Source organism: Sulfitobacter litoralis (assembly GCF_900103185.1).
Lineage (GTDB): Bacteria > Pseudomonadota > Alphaproteobacteria > Rhodobacterales > Rhodobacteraceae > Sulfitobacter > Sulfitobacter litoralis.
Genome location: NZ_FNJD01000010.1, coordinates 60,973 through 80,327, shown reverse-complemented (window position 1 = coordinate 80,327; position 19,355 = coordinate 60,973). Strand labels below are relative to the sequence as shown.

Annotated in this window: 15 protein-coding genes; 3 read left to right on the top strand and 12 right to left on the bottom strand. The window is 61.1% G+C overall.

Going from position 1 to position 19,355, the window contains the following annotated elements; translation table 11 throughout:
* Positions 1-12: 12 nt before the first annotated feature.
* Positions 13-117, bottom strand: coding sequence for a pyrroloquinoline quinone precursor peptide PqqA (gene pqqA, locus BLQ98_RS09880; RefSeq protein ID WP_037941665.1), 105 nt, complete (start codon positions 115-117; stop codon positions 13-15).
* Between the two features lie 305 nt (positions 118-422).
* Between pqqA and BLQ98_RS09875 the strand changes: the two genes are divergently transcribed.
* Complete coding sequence (locus BLQ98_RS09875) at positions 423-1,058, top strand: vWA domain-containing protein (protein WP_064217178.1); 636 nt, start codon at positions 423-425, stop codon at positions 1,056-1,058.
* On the opposite strand, the gene BLQ98_RS09870 is transcribed toward BLQ98_RS09875, so the two are convergent.
* The 6 genes from BLQ98_RS09870 to BLQ98_RS09845 all read right to left on the bottom strand — a co-directional run bounded on the left by BLQ98_RS09870 (position 1,055) and on the right by BLQ98_RS09845 (position 8,553).
* Positions 1,055-1,282, bottom strand: coding sequence for a hypothetical protein (locus BLQ98_RS09870; protein ID WP_037941664.1), 228 nt, complete (start codon positions 1,280-1,282; stop codon positions 1,055-1,057). The genes BLQ98_RS09875 and BLQ98_RS09870 overlap by 4 nt on opposite strands.
* A 222-nt stretch (positions 1,283-1,504) precedes the next feature.
* Positions 1,505-3,496 (bottom strand): type IV secretory system conjugative DNA transfer family protein, encoded by a 1,992-nt coding sequence (locus tag BLQ98_RS09865; RefSeq protein ID WP_093733165.1) that lies wholly within the window; start codon positions 3,494-3,496, stop codon positions 1,505-1,507.
* Between the two features lie 8 nt (positions 3,497-3,504).
* Positions 3,505-5,748, bottom strand: coding sequence for a relaxase/mobilization nuclease domain-containing protein (locus BLQ98_RS09860; protein ID WP_093733164.1), 2,244 nt, complete (start codon positions 5,746-5,748; stop codon positions 3,505-3,507).
* On the bottom strand, positions 5,735-6,316 hold the full coding sequence (locus BLQ98_RS09855) for a helix-turn-helix domain-containing protein (RefSeq protein WP_037941661.1): 582 nt from the start codon (positions 6,314-6,316) through the stop codon (positions 5,735-5,737). The genes BLQ98_RS09860 and BLQ98_RS09855 overlap by 14 nt, the downstream gene beginning before the upstream one ends.
* A gap of 561 nt (positions 6,317-6,877) precedes the next feature.
* Entirely contained in the window at positions 6,878-7,084 is a 207-nt protein-coding gene (locus tag BLQ98_RS09850; RefSeq protein ID WP_007120662.1) for a hypothetical protein, read from the bottom strand.
* Between the two features lie 539 nt (positions 7,085-7,623).
* A complete protein-coding gene (locus BLQ98_RS09845) occupies positions 7,624-8,553 on the bottom strand; it encodes a DUF2493 domain-containing protein (RefSeq protein ID WP_093733163.1) in 930 nt (309 codons plus the stop codon).
* A gap of 681 nt (positions 8,554-9,234) precedes the next feature.
* Between BLQ98_RS09845 and BLQ98_RS09840 the strand changes: the two genes are divergently transcribed.
* Together BLQ98_RS09840 and BLQ98_RS09835 are read left to right on the top strand one after the other, a co-directional pair.
* A complete protein-coding gene (locus tag BLQ98_RS09840; RefSeq protein ID WP_093733162.1) occupies positions 9,235-10,317 on the top strand; it encodes an AAA family ATPase in 1,083 nt (360 codons plus the stop codon).
* A 31-nt stretch (positions 10,318-10,348) separates the two neighbouring features.
* Positions 10,349-12,688, top strand: a complete 2,340-nt coding sequence (locus BLQ98_RS09835) for a S8 family peptidase (protein WP_244148413.1) — start codon at positions 10,349-10,351, stop codon at positions 12,686-12,688.
* A 166-nt stretch (positions 12,689-12,854) separates the two neighbouring features.
* On the opposite strand, the gene BLQ98_RS09830 is transcribed toward BLQ98_RS09835, so the two are convergent.
* The 5 genes from BLQ98_RS09830 to BLQ98_RS09810 form a co-directional block, all read right to left on the bottom strand.
* Entirely contained in the window at positions 12,855-13,583 is a 729-nt protein-coding gene (locus tag BLQ98_RS09830; protein ID WP_093733160.1) for a DUF736 family protein, read from the bottom strand.
* 107 nt (positions 13,584-13,690) lie between these two features.
* On the bottom strand, positions 13,691-14,011 hold the full coding sequence (locus BLQ98_RS09825; RefSeq protein WP_093733159.1) for a hypothetical protein: 321 nt from the start codon (positions 14,009-14,011) through the stop codon (positions 13,691-13,693).
* A 99-nt stretch (positions 14,012-14,110) separates the two neighbouring features.
* Positions 14,111-14,572, bottom strand: coding sequence for a DUF6915 family protein (locus BLQ98_RS09820; protein ID WP_093733158.1), 462 nt, complete (start codon positions 14,570-14,572; stop codon positions 14,111-14,113).
* Position 14,573: 1 nt separating this feature from the next.
* Positions 14,574-14,960 (bottom strand): DUF6878 family protein, encoded by a 387-nt coding sequence (locus tag BLQ98_RS09815; RefSeq protein WP_093733157.1) that lies wholly within the window; start codon positions 14,958-14,960, stop codon positions 14,574-14,576.
* Between the two features lie 121 nt (positions 14,961-15,081).
* Entirely contained in the window at positions 15,082-19,344 is a 4,263-nt protein-coding gene (locus BLQ98_RS09810) for a strawberry notch family protein (RefSeq protein WP_093733156.1), read from the bottom strand.
* Between the last annotated feature and the right edge of the window lie 11 nt (positions 19,345-19,355).

Genomic DNA, 19,355 nt, shown 5'->3' with positions numbered 1-19,355 from the left:
CGCGCAGAAATATCAGAACAGATCGCCGTCGTCTTGCTCGCGATCACCGTCCGGGCCGTACATGTTGATCTCCATCCCGCATTCAATTTCGCGGATAATCGGTTTTGACCATGCCATTGTGTTTCCTCCACAGGTTACGTTTTCTCAGCTTCGAGTATTCGTCGCGACCTCGCGATTGTCTATGAGACTAAGGTATCAAACCTCGGAGATGAACCAGAACTTCAAATGACGGCGGATCTTACCCACCAGAGCCTCCCATTGTCGGCGCATTCCCGCCCGCGATGCTTTTGGTAGATACTTCCGACCATCGTCTCATGCCTGAGAGCCGCAAATTTCTGGACAGCTTGCGGGTGCCGTGACACGCTTGCGTTATGCGATTTTGCCTTCCCTTCATCTTCACACTTCTCGGCGCCACAAATGCCATGGCGACAGACGATTGCGCCGCCGACGCGATGATCGTCTTTGACGGTTCGGGTTCCATGGCCGAGATGGGCTTCAACGACATTGACGAGCCGCGCATTTTTGAGGCGCGCCGGGCGATGGCCGATGCACTGCCGCAAATTGCGCAGAACCGTCGCCTTGGCCTTGTCGTCTACGGTCCCAACGGCGCGGATGAGTGTTCGGGCGTCGAGATGCGGTTCGCGCCCGAAGCCAATGCCGCCTCGCTGATCATTTCAGCCATCAACGCACTTGAACCCGGTGGCAGCACCGCGTTGACGCAGGCCGTCAAATTGGCGGCGCAAACGCTGGATTACAAAACGCAACCCGCGACCGTAGTGTTGGTCACAGACGGCAAGGAGACCTGTGGCGGCATGCCCTGTATGCTGGCCGCCGAATTGGCAACAGACGGGTTTAACACCACCGTCCATGTGATCGGTTTCAAAGTGCGCGGTACGTTCTTTTCATGGGACCGGCAGACCGACAACGACTACAATACGTCGGAAAGTACATCCCGGTGCCTCGCCGACCGGACGGGCGGGACTTATACCAGTGCCGAAACTTTGGACCAGCTGATCGCTGCATTGCGCGAGACGTTGGGATGCCAGTTCTTGTTCTAACGAGCCAGGCAATCACTGCTAACAGCAAAAACAGGCGCTTGGTATTGTCCATTAGCTGGCGTCCGGTAATTCTTAGGCTCCCTCAATACCGGTGCATTCAATTTGAATAACAAGAAGTCGCGCATCCCTCGCAAATACATCGTCTGCGTCTTTGGTTGCAGACCCTTGATCTGCATGTCTTCGAGAAATCGCTGGCGCAGAGCCGGTACATATTGGTCTGACATTGAAACTTCCTGTCGTCAGATTAAAAAGCTCCCAATCGTCCAACAGGTTCGTCAGTTCACAAAATCACAACGCACAAATCAACGCGCTACGCCTGCCACAAGCGCCAATACCGCCAGAGCGGTTTCGTCCTTATCCGCTTTGTTGTCCTTCAAATCTGGTGCGGCGAACGACTGGTTCAGTGATCTACGTGCATTCAATGGTTGCGCTACGCCTTACCCATCTCAGCCAGACACCCCCTCCCCTTGCTTCAACCGGCTTTCCAGCCCGTCCAAATCATCCACCACTGTATCGAGTCGATCTATACCGCCACCATCGATTTCCTCAATTTGCATCTCAACCTGGTCGGCAAAGCTCATTTCCATCTGCCGTTGCTCCTCTTCGACAACGGCTTGAACAGCCTTCGAACTTTTCTTGGCTGGCGGCACTGATTTACCTGAACCGACCTCGTTTGGACCATCCAGACGCTCATCATGCACCTGGGGCTCCGCACTCGTTCCAGCTTGGCTCGGACTCCGCTCTGTTCCGCCGAAATCTGAACCATCCGCCTTGCCGCCACCTCCGCCCATCACCGGAAACGGCAACTCGCCCCGCTGCGCGCCATGGATCGCCGCAAACAGCCGATCATCAAAATACTGGATCCGCTTCGCCCGCACTGGCATTTGCGCATCCACGACCATGATAATTTCATCAAGCGGCAACCGGCGCGCTTCGTCTTCAGGCAACAACGATGTCTCTTCCGTCCGTGTGGACTGACTGCGCCCCTCAAACGGGTTCTTCCCAATGGACCGCGATCGAGTGATAACTGTCTTCGTTGTCTTCCCAACTGCCTTGCTGAGCTCCTCGATGGTCTTTTCATCTGAGGGAGTGAGGTAGAGCTTCACACCTGCGTTGCCCTGCAACGCGCGGCGGGTGTTTTCACCGTAGATTTCATCAAGGGCAGGGATGGTTTGGGTCACCACCGCCAAGTGGCCGCGATAGGTGCGCAGAGTTTCGATGCTCTCGACCACAATGGGCATTTTGCCAAGGCGGTTGAACTCATCGAGCATGATCATCACAGGCCAAGGCTCATCTTTGCCCGGTTCCTTCTCTTGCATGGCCGAGAGAAGGTCTGAGAAAAACAACCGGATTAGCGGCGCGAGTGGTTTCACCATCAGCGGTTGGACAACGAGATAGACCGTGAAGGGCTTCTTGCGGATCGTGCGGAAATCAAAGTCGGAAATCTGCGTCGCTTCGTCAATCGCCGGGTTCTGCCATTGATCCAGACCTGAGGTCATCAGAAGCGAGACATAGGAGGTTAGCGTGTCGTTGTTGGTGGACGCCAGCCGCGTAAAGATCAACTTCGCGGCTTTGTTGTCGATCTCGTGGCCCCGCGCCACATATTCTTTCTGTTTGTTGCCCCCCGAAGCCGCGATCCGGTAGATCTCGCCCAAGTTGGGCTTCTTGCGCTGGAACGCCAGCAAGCCCGCGGCCACAAACAAATCAATGCCGCCCTTCAAAAGCCCTTGCACGCGATCATTGTCACTTTGCAGAAACAAGGTCGCCAGCAGCTGCAATTCCATCTGCTGGCGCGCGGGGTCTTCCAATTCATAGATGCGCAGCAGCGGATTGTAGCGATGGGTGCGCTTGTCTTCCCAGTCCGTGGGCGCAAAGCGGTAGACCTTGTCGCCCTGGGCGGCACGGTGACGCGCCGTGGCTTCAAAACACTCGCCCTTCACATCCAACGTAACGGCAGACCCCTGCCATGTGAGCAGGTTCGGGATCACAAAGCCGCTGGTTTTACCGCGCCCCGTTGGTGCCACGATCAGGGCATGGGGAAAGACCTTAGATGTGATGTAGCGGGCCCGCGACTTTGGGCTGCCCAATTTGCCCAGAATAAACCCGGTCCCTGGCTTGCCAAAGAACCCGTTGGTTTTCATCTCATCGCGCTTTTGCCAATGGGTCTGCCCGAAGCGCGTGAGGGCCGAGCCGGAAAGGGCAAGGCTCATCATTAGCCCCGCGACGGCGGCACCGCCAATGATCAGGTTGATCAGTTGGAAATCATCAGGCCGTCTATCTCTGATCCAGAGGTAATTTTGCGCGATATATCCAAAATCGATATCGGCGCTGAACCCAAGCGCCTTAAAGGTCAGCACAGCCGAGGCAATGGTGTAGCCCATCGCCCCTGCCACCAAGGTGACCAGAACCACCCCTATGGCAATCCAAGCCTTTCCCATGGATCCACTCAATGGACCTGGCCCCGCTCAATCTCGCCGTCCACGTCCGCCGCGCGGTGTCTCTCGACTTCTACGTCTGCCAACTCATCGACAACCTGTCGCAACGCCTCCGAGTTTGCCGTTGCCGCATCCGATTGTAGATAGACCTTTGCGACATAGAGCCGATCAAGGCGATCTTCGATCACATTTTCCAAAGCGTCACTGTCACCCTCCTTCAGGCGATCGAGCTGCGCCGCGTCCAAAACCCGCGCCACATCGCTGCGGAAGGCCTCACGTTCTTGGTTGGTCTCAAAGGGCGAAGACAACTCCCCTGCCCGTTCATGGGCGAGAACACGGGACAGTTCGGGCGTCTCATTCTGGACTGTCTCGCGCTCCGTCAGGTTTTCCTCCCGTTCAGCGCCGCGCGCTTCATAGACACGCGCGTAAGTGTCGCCGAGACCCTCCGCCAGCTGCTCGGGCATATCAGGATATCGCGTCTGTAGATCGCGCGCGACGGAAACGGAGATTGGCGTGCTGCCGTGCGCCCCCAAACGCGCCGCTTCGACCTCATTGATAACCCAGTCTGCTGCGGCCTGATCTACGATCACCGCCCTGCCCTCCTCATCCGTGCGGATCACATCGGTCGGGCGCGCAATCAGCTCTGGATGGTCGCGCAGATAGTCCCGCTGTTCGTCCTCCAAACGCTCTACGGCAAGGCTTTCGATCACGGCCTCATCAAGGTCCTCACTCTGAGCTTCAATCTGAGTCTCGACGCGAACGGCATTGGCAGCGGTTTCGATCTGAGCTTGCGTGACATGCGCCTGCACCTCGCGGGCGTCTTCAATGACCCCGTCACGGCGCAGCACACCTTCCCGTTCCAGCATGGTCCCCAGCTGCACATGTACATCATTGAGGATATCCCGCGCCTGTTCCAAATCCGCGCGGCGCTCAAGGTTCAAATCCTTCGCCTCGGCCACCTTGGACAAATCATCCGCAATCCATTGATGTTCCAGAGCCGCGTTTTGCGCCCCCGTCTCCATCCGGGCCACAACCTCGGATGTGCTGATCCCCGTGCCGCGCAGTGCTGCATCGACGCGGGCGCGCACCCGTGGCTCAGACAGACGCTCCAACTGGCTTTGCTGAATATTGGCTTCAGAATAAACCCCGCCTTCTGATGGGACCTCCGAGAGGGAATTGGACCGTAGCCCAAGGGGCTGCATATGCTGCACCCGCGCTTGAATTGCGTTGAGAGACTTCTCCAGCGCGGGTCGCTCTGCATCCGGCTTTGCCGCGATCAAATCTGTGATGTTTGCGACCTTCTCCGCGTAGCGGCTGCGCAGATCCTCGAACGTTTCGTCTTCGGCCATGTAAATGCCTCCTGCGGTTTCAACGTGACCACCCTTCGCCAGAACCTCGCCCGCACGGAACAGAACCTCAGCAATGTCTTCGCGGTTCTCGGAGGACGCCTCGGCAGCCAGCGAGTGGAATATGATTTTGGTGTTTGCGATCTCGGCAAGCGTGCGGGTCAGGTCTTTACCCACCCGTTCGCGCTCCACTGGCGTCCTGCCCTCTTCTTTGGCGGCATAGACCTCGCGGGTCTTGGCCGGGTAATGCACCTCGCCGCGATCTATCCGCCGCGTTGCCTCCAACCGCACGCCGTAGGTCTCGGCCTCTTCGACCATCGCCAACCGGAAGTCGTCATAGTTGAACCGATGATTGCGCGCCAAATAGAAAAACTCGCCCTCTTGAGAGCGGCGATTCAATACGAGATGCGCATGCGGATGCTCGCGGTCCTCATGTACAGCAATGATATAATCAAAGTGGCCTTCATCTTTCTGGAAGAACCGCTCGGCCACGTCAGTCGCGATGTCGCGCACGTCCTCTCCGCGCGTTCCAATCGGGAAGGACATCAGCAGATGTGTGGTTTGCCCAAGTTTGGGTTTGAACCCCGCGTCCCACCGCTTGGCAAAGCGCTCGGTCAGGTCTTTGATCTCGCCGCGCTCAAGCTTGGATTTGCCATCCAGGAACCCGCTGCTGTCGACGATATGGGTGGACTTTGTCGTGAGGTATTCGAGCTGGTTGGACAGCTGGGATTTATTATGCGTGCCCCCGCCCCGGATCGCTTTGAACACAGCGGCCCGATGTCCCGCAGCGGCGCGCACCATCTGCTTTTGCTTGGAGGCATACAGACCCTGCATCGAGCCACGGATCCGGCTCCACCCATCCTCAAATATCTCTCCGGTGACGGCACCAACCGCATCATTCAGCCGCATGGGCGAACTCCTTCAAGGCAGCCGTTGCTTTCAGCTGCATCGCGTCACGCCGGCGGCGCACAAGCAGGTCAATCTCATCTGCACTATCGAGGATGAATCGCGCCAACCCGCGCATCTGTGCAAGCCGCAATTCTGAGAACTCAGCACCAGTTCCCTGTCCCTCCCTGTTGGCCTTCTGCATCTGCTTGGCAATCTGGGCGACACCGTTTCCAACATCATTTAATGAGGCGCGATAGCGCGCCATCTCTGCCGCCAACGATGTGTCCGCCACAAAGGTGCCACCTGCCGCTTGCATCAAGCGGCGCAGCCCTTCCGAGCGGGTCTCGATCCCCGCCGACGCCAGCACCGCATCGAATGCCGCCATCTCGTCAGGGGTCACTTTCACACTCACCGCCAAGACCGGCACGGCCGTATCGCGCTGGCGCTGATCGTCACTCTTCAAGGTGTATTGCACCGCCCGCGGTGTCACCCCGAACCGCTTCGCAAGCACGGACGTCGAGACTCCGTCCGCGGCTTCGCGCACGATCTCCATACGTTGCGCATCCGTGAGACGTTTCGAGCGAGACATGCGAAGAAAGACCCCCTATTTCCTGCCACCTTCCACCAAGGCTGCCCCCACCTTACGATAATATACCGATATGTCAATTATATACTTACGTCGCATTCAGTCTCAGGCAGCCTTGGTGTCCGCTTCCCCCGCGGCCCGCAGGGACGCGGCTCTGCCGCCCTCACCACCGGGTGCACCACCTGTCCTAGGGGTCCCGTCCACCAGCCCCGCCCGAGGGTCTGGCCGAACGCGCATGTGTTCGGACGGAACCGCGGGCGGGCGCAAACCCCACCGACAGGGCGGACAGGCAGGGTCAAGGAGGGCCAGATTTGGCTTGCCAAATCTCTGCCGCAAAAACCGGGAGGCCCTGGCCGATAGGTTTTTGTGGATGGCCCCCTTGAGGCTGACTGGCCGGTCTGTCGCGGCCTGATCATTTCGGGAGGAGTGCGTCTGTTGAACGCGCAGCGGCCGACGGCTTCGTGAAGTCGCCTCGGGCGATCTGACCGCCGGACGCGGCATCCCTGGAACAGGGATCGGGCCGCCCCAAGATCGTGCTGGGGCGGCCCATCCTCGTCAGAGGATTTAGTCCTGGGGATCTTTCGCGCTCGGTGGGAACATCACCAGCTCCGAGACCGCGACCGGGAAGTCGAGCTTGAGGCTGAAGAACTCCGAGCCGTCCCCGTTGCGGGTGTTGCGGAACATCGCACCCACGCGCTGAAAACGGGTGCGCTCCTGGCCATCGGTGTCGGTGAACTTGACGGGGACGGTGGCGACGTAGTGGTTGGTCATTTGGGTCTCTCCTTTTTGCGATGGGGATCTGCCAGCACCGGGGCAAGAGGCCCGGTCGCAAGCGCAAATGCGGAGGGTCCGCGGCCCCGCCGTGGAAGCCGTATTTGTGCTTGCCGAAGCGTGAGCTGAGGGCACGATTGGGCCGACCCCGTGCGATCCACATCTATGAGCAAAAAGGAGAGATCCGGATGATCCTTGCCATCACGCAGCCGCCACCATCCGCGTCCGCGTCCCGCCAAGCCTGGCCGGGGAGCTGACGGAGCCCGCCCGCGTGGATGCGATGTTCTGAAACACCACCCGAGGGACGCGCAAGTCTTCGGCCTAAAGTGCGACGTCTCGACCCCTCGCGTCTTGCCCCGCTGACGATGTGCGTGAGGTACGCACCATCCCCAACCCGTACCGATGCGGATGGGCCGCACGCTGACGGACCGGGTAGAGCGATGACAGTGCCGACCGCCGCAGCCTGTCGATCTTGCGTAACCGACCGCACGCGCCATGAGACATGACGAAAGGGCCGCGCCATGCGCGACCCTCTCTCTTCAATCCTGCGACGCCTTCTTCGCCGGGTCCGCAACCCGCATGACCGTCAGGCCTTTCGCTTCCGCCTTCTGCCCGAGGTTCAGCGCGACCCCGTTGCCACCGAAGAGAACAACCCCCGTCGCCGCGAACTTGTCGTCCAGCATTTCGTCGTTGCACTTGAACGGTGCCGCCCGCCCGTGCGCGGACCAGCGCGGATCGAAGCGCGCCTGCGCGACCCCGCGTGCCCGGGCCCACCGAGCCGCAATCATCTCCGCCCCGTGCTTGCCACCCTTGTGGCAGAGGAAGATCTCCTGATTGCGGTTCTGCTTGATCCGTTCGCGAACCTTGTCGAGCGTGTTGAAGATCACATCGACATCGGTCCAGTCGGTCGCGCCCGAGACGATCAAGGGGATCCCCTCGACTTTCGACTTCTCGGCGGTTTCACGGTCGTGCTGCTCCAGGAGCTGCCGCGCCTCGAAGACCGCCCCGGTCTCCTGCGCCCGGACGCTTGCGCGCGACCCGGCTGCCGGGATGAAGGCGTGGCCCGTTTCGACCTCGTAGCATTCCGCCGCCGCCTCGCTCATCACCTCGATGGCGCTGACGATCTCGCGCAGCTGCAGAAAGCGCGCCTGCGCCTCTTCGAGCGCGGTCTCGGCGATCTCCGACCCGTCGTGGGATTTTGCCAGCGCGCCGATCTTGTCAGCAGTGCGGTCGACCTCCTTGCCAAGCGCCACCTTGCGGCGCTGCAGGATCGTGGCGAGCCCATGCGCCAGCGGTTCGATTTCCGCTTCGAGCCCGGTCCCGCGCAGCTGCCCGAGCAGAGCCTCGAAGCTCTCTCGGATGATGCGGTCGGTCAGGACGTGATCCTCCGGGATCGGCAGCTGCGCGTCCTTCTCGGTCAGTCCGAAAAGCTCGATCGTCTCGTATGTGTTAGCGGTGTCGTAAGCCATGTTCTTTCTCCAGATATTGGGTTCGACCACCACGTGAGTGTGGTGGCATGGCCGAATGTCTGGTTTCCGAATCTGCCCGGGTCAGGGACGGCGCAGCCGCCGGCTTGCTGGGCGCAAAAGTTTTCTGCGCGCAGCACCCGACACATGCGCGCGCTCACGCACGGGACCGCCCCGCCCCACACGCCCCGCCCTCGCCGAAAAGTTTTGCGATCCTTGACGCGGGCTGATTTGGGGGCCATCCGGAGGATATGCTTCCGCGCTCATGTGTGTGTGTTTTGACGGTAGGTTTGCCCGACCCGAGCAGGCAAACGGCCCGACCGGACGCGGGAGACGGATGAAGCGGCGGGCTCGTTTTGCCCCGCAAAACAGACCTGAGCGCAATCCGGCGGAGCGGCCAGGGAGAGACGTGCTCGCGAGGCGGGCAAACCGGGGGCCTGGGTGCGACGCCGCGGTGAGGCCGCATGGCCGAATGCGCGACGGACCGAAGGGCCGTTCTCCCCTGCGACACGCGAAGCCGAGCTGGGGAGGCCGCAAGGCTGGGACTCAGGTCGATGGTCGAGTGCACAAAACCGACACACTCCGCATGCAAACCGTGCAAATTGTCTGGTCTGTTAAAGGGTTCGGATGTAGACAAGATCCTATCAACGCTGAAAATGATCATTCAGAAAGAGCAGTCCGACCTTGGCTTCCGCCCAACAACTCATCGGTCTCGTTAAGAGCCACGCAGAAGGGGACGCTGATCGTTTTTACGATCTGGCGATGCAACTCTCGGCGGCCGAAGAACAGAAGGGACACACTCGGCTGGCTGAACAGTTGCGGCAGTGGGCTGAAGCGGGGCAAAAACCGCCAGCAAAGCGAACCCCTGCAGTCACCCCTATCGCAATGCCTCGCGGCGATCTTGCAGAGTTTCTTGCCGCGTCTTATCCGACGGAGCGAATCGTCGATGTAATCTTACCGGATAGGATTGGAAGTGAACTGTCGCATCTCGTTTTCGAGACGCGCATGCGCGAAAAGCTCGAGGCAAAAGGCCTGAAGCCACGGAGGCGTGTTCTCCTCTCAGGTCCTCCCGGTACCGGCAAGACACTGAGTGCGTCGGCACTGGCCGGGGAGCTGCAGTACCCCTTATTTTCGGTCATGCTCCACGGGCTGATCACCAAGTTCATGGGTGAAACAGCGCAGAAGCTGAAGATGATCTTCGATGCCATTAAGACGACGCGCGGTATTTATCTCTTCGACGAAATCGACGCTTTGGCTGCCGCCCGGGGCGGTGAGAACGACGTCGGCGAAGCCCGGCGGGTTCTGAACTCATTCTTGCAGTTCTTAGATGAGGATACCGGGCCTTCGATCGTCATTGCCACCACAAACCTGCCGGGAATTCTTGACCGCGCGGTGCTGCGCCGCTTCGATCTTGTGTTGCCTTATGTCATGCCCGATGGCCCGGCCATTAGGCAAGCGCTCGAACGCCGTCTGATCGGTTTCTCGTTCAATCGAATAGGATGGAAGCGGGTGACGGATGTCGCCACTGGCCTCTCAACAGCCGATATTGTGGCGGCGGCGGAAGATGCCGCGAGACGTGCGGTTTTGAATGATACTGACAAGATTGCGACACAGGATTTACTTGACGCCCTCGAACGCCGACGGTCGCTCCAAGATTTAGGGACCAACGACAATGGCACGAGAGCTTCCACACTTTCACCTTCGCAATCTAGGACAGCCGCGCCCATTCCAGGCAAAGGGCGGGGGCGGGTCCAAAAGACCAAGTGATGTCCCCAATCGCGCTGCGCACGCCCAAGCATTGCTTCAGGCAATCGACGCGCTGCCGGATATTCCAGCAGCCGAACTTCCCGGCGTCTATCTGGAAGTCGCCTCCCGCATCGACGAGCGCCTGAAAAAGGACAGCTTGGACGCCAGCGGCCTGATGCTTCTTCGCATCGAAGATACTCCAGTTCCTGGTGGCGCCCAAGAGCGCGCGACGGTGTTTGCGACTGCCAAGGGTATCGAAAAGCTACGTATGAAGGTCGAGCAGTTTCGGACTGAAGACACGCCTGATCGCGAGAAAGATGGTGAAATTGTCCCGGGCCGTCCGAAGAACGCGGACCTGGTGCAAAGCGTTGCTGCCATCACGGAAGCGGGATTGCGTGCCCTATGGCGCAGCCCTCCAGGCAAGTTTCCCGTGGCGGATGTTGCGACCGTCTGGGAGGCTTGGCTCGAGCCCCAAATGACCGAGGCCTTCGTTGCAGCAGCGCCAAACTATGGTGTGACTGTGGGCGCGGATCGGCTGGAGTTTCCCGAAGATACAGTGGTGGTCGTCCAGGCCGATCGCAATCAGCTTGCCCAAGCCGTCCGGCGACTGGGTGGCGTACGCGCACTTGCCGCTCCGACCATCACAGCGGATTTCTTCGACGGCTTGCCGGTGGCCGAACAGGCGCAGTGGGTCGACGAGCTCGCGGGCCGTACGACCTACACTGACAATCCCGATCCTGGCTACGTTACGCTTTTGGATACCGGTGTCAGTCGCGCGCATCCTCTCATTCAGCCAGCGCTCAGCGTGGATGACCGACATGCCGCCAACCCGGCCTGGGGACTGGAGGATGTGAAGGGCCATGGCACAGAGATGGGAGGACTTGCGCTCTTTGGCGATCTGACGCTGAAACTGCACCAGGCGAACCCAGTTAAGGTCGTGAACCGTTTGGAATCCGTGAAGCTGCTGCCTGATGCAGGGATGAACCCGCATCATCTCCTTGGCGCGGTGACCAAGCAGGCTATCAATACAGTAGAACAGGTTGGCCACCGACGCCGTACATTTGCCATGACGACGACGACAGGTGAGGATACGCCGCACGACGGAGCTCCCACCTCCTGGTCAACGGAAGTCGATCAGCTTGCCGCCGGTGTATCAGGTGACATCAAACAACAGCGCTTGGTACTTGTTTCGGCAGGGAATACCGACAACTTCACCTTTGGTGCCGGAAACTACCTCGACCGATGCGATCACGAGGACAACGAAATCGAATCGCCGGCCCAGGCGTGGAATGTTTTGTCTGTTGGGGCCTTTACAGAGAAGACCGTACTGCCAGACGGAGAGCCGGCCCAGGCGCTTGCACCATTCGGCGATCTATCGCCAGCTTCGAGAACTGCATCGTGGTCGTCCCATTGGCCGAACAAGCCGGACGTCGTCCTTGAGGGTGGAAACTGGGCGCTAAGTGCCATGCCACCGCCAATGCGGCATGGATGGTTATCGCTGCTTTCGACTCACCACAATTACCCAGTCCGATCCTTCACATTCACCTTCGATACCAGCGCGGCGACCGCGCTTGCCGCGAAGGATGTAACGGAACTCTGGTCGGACTATCCGACGCTTTGGCCCGAGACAGTGCGTGGTCTCTACGTGTCGTCAGCGCGGTGGACGCAGCAGATGCGTGCGCATCTGCCGGCCCAGCCAAACAAGGGTCACTTCACGCCCCTTTTTCAGCGCTATGGGTATGGTGTGCCGGACATGGCGCGTGCCCGCCGCAGCGCGTCGAACGCGCTGACCCTCATCGTGGAAGATACGATTACGCCGTACGGGATTTCAGAGAAGACCGGCGGTGATGTCCACAATGAAATGAAGCTGTTCGCCCTTCCCTGGCCCGTTGAGGCTTTGCGCGCGCTCGGCAATGCCGATGTGACCTTGCGGGTGGCACTCAGTAGCTTTATCGCTCCGAACCCGTCCGAAGCCTCGCGCGGCGTTCGGTATCGCTACGCGTCCCACAACTTACGTTTCCAACTCAATCGCGCTGGCGAGAACGAAGCCCAATTTCTGGCCCGGATCAGCAAGGCGGCCGAACAGCCCGATGGTCCTGCAAGCGACGAAGATGATCTTTGGGACTTCGGTAGCAATCGGCGCCATGTCGGGTCGCTCCATATAGATCAGCTGACATGCAGGGCTTCAGATCTGGCGCGGCGCAACTTGCTGGCTGTTCACCCAGTCACCGGTTGGTGGAAGTCGAAAAAGCTTCTCGCTGAGAGTTTGCCTTCCGTACGCTACGCACTGATTGTGGAAATCGACGCAGCAGAGTTGGACACCGAGCTCTACGCCGAGGTTCAAGTTGCTGTTGACGCATTGATTGCCGCTCAAGCAGTTGTACAAGTCTGACTGTATTGGAGACCCCGCGCAGCGCTCCCTATCTCGGCATCGCATCTACATCGGGCCTCCACATGAAATGGCAGTTCGATCGCTCTATTGAAACAAACACAGCAAAAGGGGAACCGTGATCTCACGGCTCCCCTTTCGGTTCAGATCGTCTATTCTTACGCGTTGATCACGCGACCAGCGACAGCCCCGCGCCTGCGTCCTGCGGCTGCTCACCGCTGTCGATGAACGGGATGATCGAGAAAGTCTGGCCACCGCGCTGTTCTTCGTTCTGGACGGCGTTGACACGCAGGTCGCCATCGGGCGTGTTGATCAGCAGCGAAAGGTAGTCATTGCCCGTGCGGCTGCTCTTGGCCATCCACGCCGAGCCAACGCGGATCGGTGTGCCCCGGGGCGAGCTGACCTCGATGCGGTAGTCAGGGTGGGTCTCCTCGGTCTTGTAGCTGTTCTCGATCAGCATGAACTCCAGATCGAACATCATATTGGCGATGTAGCCGGTGAAGGCGTTGTCAGCGTCCATGGCGGTGAGCTCGCCCGAGATCGAGCCGGATTTCATCAGACCGTTCGAGACCAACGGGATGATCTCGAATTCGCCGCTCTGGGCCGCGCGCGCCTCTTTCGTCTGCACCGCGTTGACCCGGAACGGGCCGAGGCCCACATCGATCTGCATGGAGATGTAGGGGTTACCGCTGGTATTGCCGGTCTCGTTCCAGGCTGTGCCGATGCGCACCTTGCGGCCCGACTTGTTGACCGCGGTTACATCAAAATCCGGGCTGCGTTCGGACATCTTGGCCCGTGCCTCGAGCTGGATGGCAATGTCAAAGCGCGTCGAATGGATCATGCCGGTGTATTCGGCGGCTGCGGTCTCGACGTTGCGGGTGAGGGTTCCTGCGAACATGGGATGGTTCCTTTTGGATTGGCCGGTGCCTGACGTCCTTGCCAGCGCATCCGGGATTGCTTTCTCGACCCCTTGAGGGATCACAAATCAGAAAGCTTGCTTTCCCTTTATGCCCCGCCCCCAGCTTCGCGATGCCGTCTGAGTAGGTGTGCCGCCGCGCCCCCGGGTGCTGCGCCCCTCTCCTGCCCGTCTGATCTTGATTGGCGGCCCGGATTTTCCGCAGCGTCCTTCGATTGCGCGATGAAGAACTCCGCCTCTTTGCCATTCAACCGTTGCCCTTCCCAGTCGGTCAGACCGATGCAGCTGCCGTTCGGCAGAAAGCTGATCAGGTACTGACCGAGCCGATCCTTTTGGACAACGTAGCCGGTATTGGCCCAGTGCACGGTCTGGCCGGCATCGACGGCCGCCTTGATGTCATCGAGTGTCATGCGAACCTCCTTACGAAGAATGGTGGGGAAACGACGCAGGAAGCCCGGTCATCGAACCGGGCTTCACTGCAGCATTTGTTTGGCAAACGGCCGAGGCTGTCAGGCACCTTGCGTGGCTTGTGTCGCGCGCGCCGCCATCCAATCCTTCAAGCCAAGAACTGTTCTGCCGGCGGCGACGTCGGAGGCCCAGGCAACCCTTGGGTCGCCGCAGGGCTCGGAGCCGACATGCCGGTCGATGTGGCCATTGGCCATCCATGGCTCGGGCTGGATCCGACGCAGCCAGTCCGCCATGCTCGGGATGCGGCCTTGGCAATCTTCACGGACATGCTGCTCACCGATCCAGCGCACGGGAATGTCCCGACCCGCGCTATTGGTCAGGGTCAGGCCGAAGACACGTTCGGATTCGAACAGGCCTTGGGAATGATGACGCAAGGCGCGGTGCGTGAAGAGCGCGAGGTGCTCTTTCGAGGCGTCGAACCATTCGTGCACGGCCTGATAGTCAGACGGCACCCCGCCGAATTTCCGGGCAGAGCTTTCAGCGTGATGAAGCGGATGTGCCATCTCACAGTCCCTCGTCATGGCTGTGCGAGCATTCAACGTAGCGGTCCGCATGATCGAGCGTGATGCTGTCGTTGCGCAAGTCCCAGGTCAGCGTGCCGTAGCCGCCCTCGTTGTTTTCGAACCCCGGATGATGGTGATAGGCAAGCGACCAGGCGAAATCGCCCACCTCAGTGGCAAGCGCCTCCGGCAGTTGGACCTCCGCAGGCTGCACCGTCACATCCTCGACATTGCCGGAATCGCCATAGCCTTCGTATTCGGCGGTGACCTCGCTGATGCCAAGCGCGCGTAGTTGCGCAAGCAGCTCCGCTCGGGATGCCTTCAGGGTGGTTTCGCGCTCCGCGCGCCACTGAGCCGCCATCGCGGCATAGTCGATCTGGGGATTGGTCATGGGTCTGTCCTCTCGTCTGAAGTTGGGGGGCCGGGCTTGGCATAGGTCAGCGCGCGCCCGGAAAGCGCAGACCGGGCAAACCCCGATCCGCGACGCCCGGCCCAAAGCCCTCTTTGACTTTTCAGGCGGCTTGTTCTGCCGCTTTGGTGGTTCCCTGCCCAACGATCCGGGCCAGAATGCTTCCCGTGTCGATCCTGTCCCCATGCGGCAGGAACACCCGTAGCTGGAAGGCGATGATCTCGGTGAAGCAGCCGAGCGCCTTGAGGCCGTCGATCATGCCCCGATCCGCACCACCCAACTCAAGGCGCATCTCGCCTGCGACCCGGCGACGGGTCAGGGTGAGACCCTGGCCCAGATCGACCGGCGCCGTGGTGCCGAGCGCAGCGGTCAACATCTCCTGCGGTGTTTGCGGGTTTGAGACGAGGAAGCGGGCGCGCAGCGCGGCCGCCCCTTCTTCGCTCAGCGTGCGCCCGATCATCGCTGTCGCCCCGTCCGGCGTGACCCTGTAGATGCGTTCATTGGTGGTCGGGATGTCCTTCCAGATCGGCAACAGCAGTCCTGTCAACAGGTAGAGCTTGGTCGTGGTGGTATTGGGCAGGGATGCGGCCTCGGCATCCCAAAGTCCTGCAAACTCGGGCCTTCCGATGTCTTCCCAGGCCGAGGACTCGAAGCGCGTCTCTTCGAGGTAGCTGGAGCCATTGGGCCGCACCGCCTTGCGCATGAGCGTGACGATATCCTCGTCATACATCTGCATGGGCCGCGCCGAGATGAGCGCCGCGCGGCCAGACGCTCGGTTGACCATCGTGGTCTTGTCGGGATTGCGCGACAGGGCCTCTTCAGCGCCCAGGACATGGACCGGGTCCGTCACCTCGAGCCCGATGATCCGCGTCACGGCGCCGGATTTCGGGCAGGTCCAGAGATCCTCTGTGGAGACCTGTTCGATCTTTTCGCCACGCAGGGTTTCCACGCCGAGATCGAGCGTGCCCGCCGCGCGCGCCCGTTCAGTCTGATCGGCAATCCGGCGCATGAACTCGGCAAAGAGCGCGTTCTGCATGTGGATGGGCAGGGCCAGAACCCGGTTCAGAAACCGCTGGATCGGGGGAAGCTCCTCAAGGAGCACCCCATCCTTGTCGATCAGCCGCAAGGCCGTCCAGTCGGTGAAGCTCTCGTAGCTCATCGCCTCGGCCCGCCCGGTGGCAAGATCGGCGAAATACCCACGCAGCGCCGCCCGCGCGATCGGGCTTTCGAGATTGTCCTCCTCGCGGAACATGCCCTGCGAGCCGGTCTCGCGCTGGCCCTTCGTCAAGGCCCCCAGCTGGTCGAGGCGTTTGGCTATAGTTGAGGTGAAGCGTTTCTCGCCATGCACATCGGAGGTGCAGACCCGGAAGAAGGGCGCGCTGACCTGGGCAGAGCGATGCGTGCGGCCGAGCCCTTGGATGGCCGCATCTGCGCGCCAGCCGGGCTCCAACAGGTAGTGCCGCCGCCGTTTCTGGTTCTTCGCCGTTTGCGCCGCATGATAGGACCGGCCCGTACCGCCCGCATCGGAGAAGATCAGGATATCCTTCTCACCATCCATAAAGGCTTGGGTCTCTGACGAATTACTGCTGGCGGCGCGCTTCTCGATGAAGAGATGGCCGTCCTCGGCCTTGAGGGGCCGGATGGACCGCCCCGTGACTTCTGCCACGGCCTCGTCGCCAAAGGCCCAGAGGATCTGATCGAGCGCCGAGGGGATCGGAGCCAGCGTCATCAACTCTATCATGGCCGCGTCACGCAGAGCGAGCGCCTCGCGCGAGACGACCAGCGCCCCGGTCTCATCCCGCAAAGGTTCCGCCACCATGTTGCCGTCAATCTCCACGAGCTTTTGCGCATGGATCGGGAAGGCCTGTTCGAGGTAGCCCAGAACATAGTCGCGCGGCGTCAAGGCACCCTCGACGAGTTCATCCTCGGGGTCCATTGTCTCAAGCCGGCGTTTCAGCAGGCTCTCGCCTGTCGAGACAACCTGGATGACGCAAGCATTGCCTGCCGCCAGATCGTCCTTGATGGCGCGGATGATGGTCGGGGCTTTCATGCCCATCAGGAGATGGTTGAAGAAGCGCTGCTTCGTGCTCTCGAAGCGGGACTTGGCCGAGGCGCGAGCGGCCGAGGCATTGGTCTCGCCAGAGGCATCGTTGACGCCGGTCGCCGTCAGCGCGGCTTCGAGATTGTGGTGGATCGTCCGAAACGCTCCAGCGTAGGCGTCGTAGACCTCGATCTGGGCCGGGGTGAGCGCGTGTTCGAGCACGTCATACTCCACGCCGTCGAAGCTGAGGGCGCGGGCCGTGTAAAGCCCGAGCGTCTTGAGATCGCGCGCGACCACCTCCATGGCGGCGACACCGCCAGCTTCCATCGCCGACACAAAGCTCTCGCGGCTCGGGAAGGGGTATTCGGGGCCCTGCCCCCAGAGCCCCAGCCGCGCGGCATAGGCCAGGTTGTGCACGCTCGTGGCACCCGTGGCCGAGATGTAGAAGACGCGAGCGCGGGGTGCTGCCAGTTGCAAACGCAGGCCGGCAAGGCCCTGCTGGGAGGGTTTGGCCCCCCTGCCCTGCTCGGACCCCGCCGCATTCTGCATGGCATGGGCCTCATCAAAAGCCAGCACGCCGTCGAAGTCTTCGCCCATCCAGTCGAGGATCTGGCTCAGTCGCGTGGTGCCGCATTTGCCCGCGGACCGCAGCGTGGCGTAGGTGACGAAGAGGATGCCACAGGTCACGGTGATGGGCTGGTCCGGTTTCCATTTGGAGAGCGGCTGGATGTCAGCGGGCGAGCCGCCGAGATCGGTCCAGTCGCGGGTGGCGTCCTCGATGAGCGTGGCGGATTTGGAGACCCAGATCGCCTTCCTGCGCCCGGCAAGCCAGTTCACGAGAATGAGTCCCGCGCATTCGCGCCCCTTGCCGCAACCGGTGCCGTCGCCGAGGAAATACCCGAGGCGATAGGCCCGTGCGTCCGGGTCATCATCGGCGCGCGTCAGCTTGGTCTGGTCGTCATCGATAGTGAACCGACCGGGCAGGTCGCGCCCATGGGCATCATGCGCCATGATGATGGTTTCCAGCTGCGCCTCGGAGAGATGTCCCTCCTCGATCAACCGTGCGGGCAGTCGCAAGTCATCACTGCCCGTGTTTGAGGGCATGGGCGGTGCAACCGAGGCCATGGCGATGCTTTCAACGAGCGGCGTGGGATGTTCCTGCGCGCCTGCGATCTCGATCCGCTGAGGACGGTAGCGCGCATAGATGTCCGAGATGGGCGTGTTGTCACGAGGGGTCTCAAAGCTTGTGAAGCTGAGCGGACGGACGGCATTGGCCCGGGGTTTGTAGGCGGCAACAGGCGCAGCGGCGGTCTTGCGCGGGGCAGAGGATGGACCGATCGGTCGCGCAGGAGTAACCGCTGCCGCCCGTTGGACGGGGCGTATCTCGGTCCGGGTTGCGGCCATGGCATCGACATATACCAAGGCTTCATCCAGATCCCGGACATTGGCGCGGATCATCTCGCCGTCCTCCTGCACCTTGTCGAAGACCATCAGCTGGGTTTCCACAGAGGTGCCGAGCTTGCGATAGACCTGTCCCGGCATCGTGAGTGCCAAGCGCGGCTTCAGGAGACCGCAGGCGCGGGACCAATGCGCGGCATCGCGTTCGGGGCTGAACCCCGGAGGCATGATCGCCACCAGCCGCCCGCCGGGTGCCAGGCGCTTGGCAGCCGCGATAAGATGTTTGGCGGCGATGTGCTTGTCCCGGGAGCGATCGACCGAGGAAGCGAAGGGCGGGTTCATCACCACGACGTCGGGTAGAACCGGCGTCTGCAGCAGATCGTCGATATGCTCGCCGTCATGGCCCGTCACCTCGCCGCCGAAAACCGCGCGCAGGAGGCGCTGGCGAAAGGGGTCGATTTCATTGAGCACAAGCGTGGCACCGGCCCGGGCAGCGAAAGCAGCCAGGGCGCCGATGCCAGCCGACGGCTCCAGCACGGTCTCGCCCTTGCGGATCGCTGCAGCCCGCACCGTCAGGGCCGCGCATGCCAGCGGCGTGGAAAACTGCTGCAGCCGGATCTGCTGCTCTGACCGGCGGGTTTCCGTCAGCAGCCGCGAGGCAAGCAGCCTTGCAGCGGCGATGTCACCTGCCACGCCGTTCCCACGCAGCAGCACTTGGACAGCCGCGGCCTGCATCAGGTCATATGCCATGCGCCAGTCCCAGGCACCGCCGGCATCGCTGCCATGAAACGTCTCGCGCATGATGCGCGCCAGCGCTGAGCTGCGCAGGGGTTGGTGGACGATCTCCGCGCAGATCTGCGCCAGCGCAGAGGCGAGGTCAGTATCGGAGATTGGGAAAGCCGGGTTTGCCGGATTGGGCTTGAACATGGGAATATTCC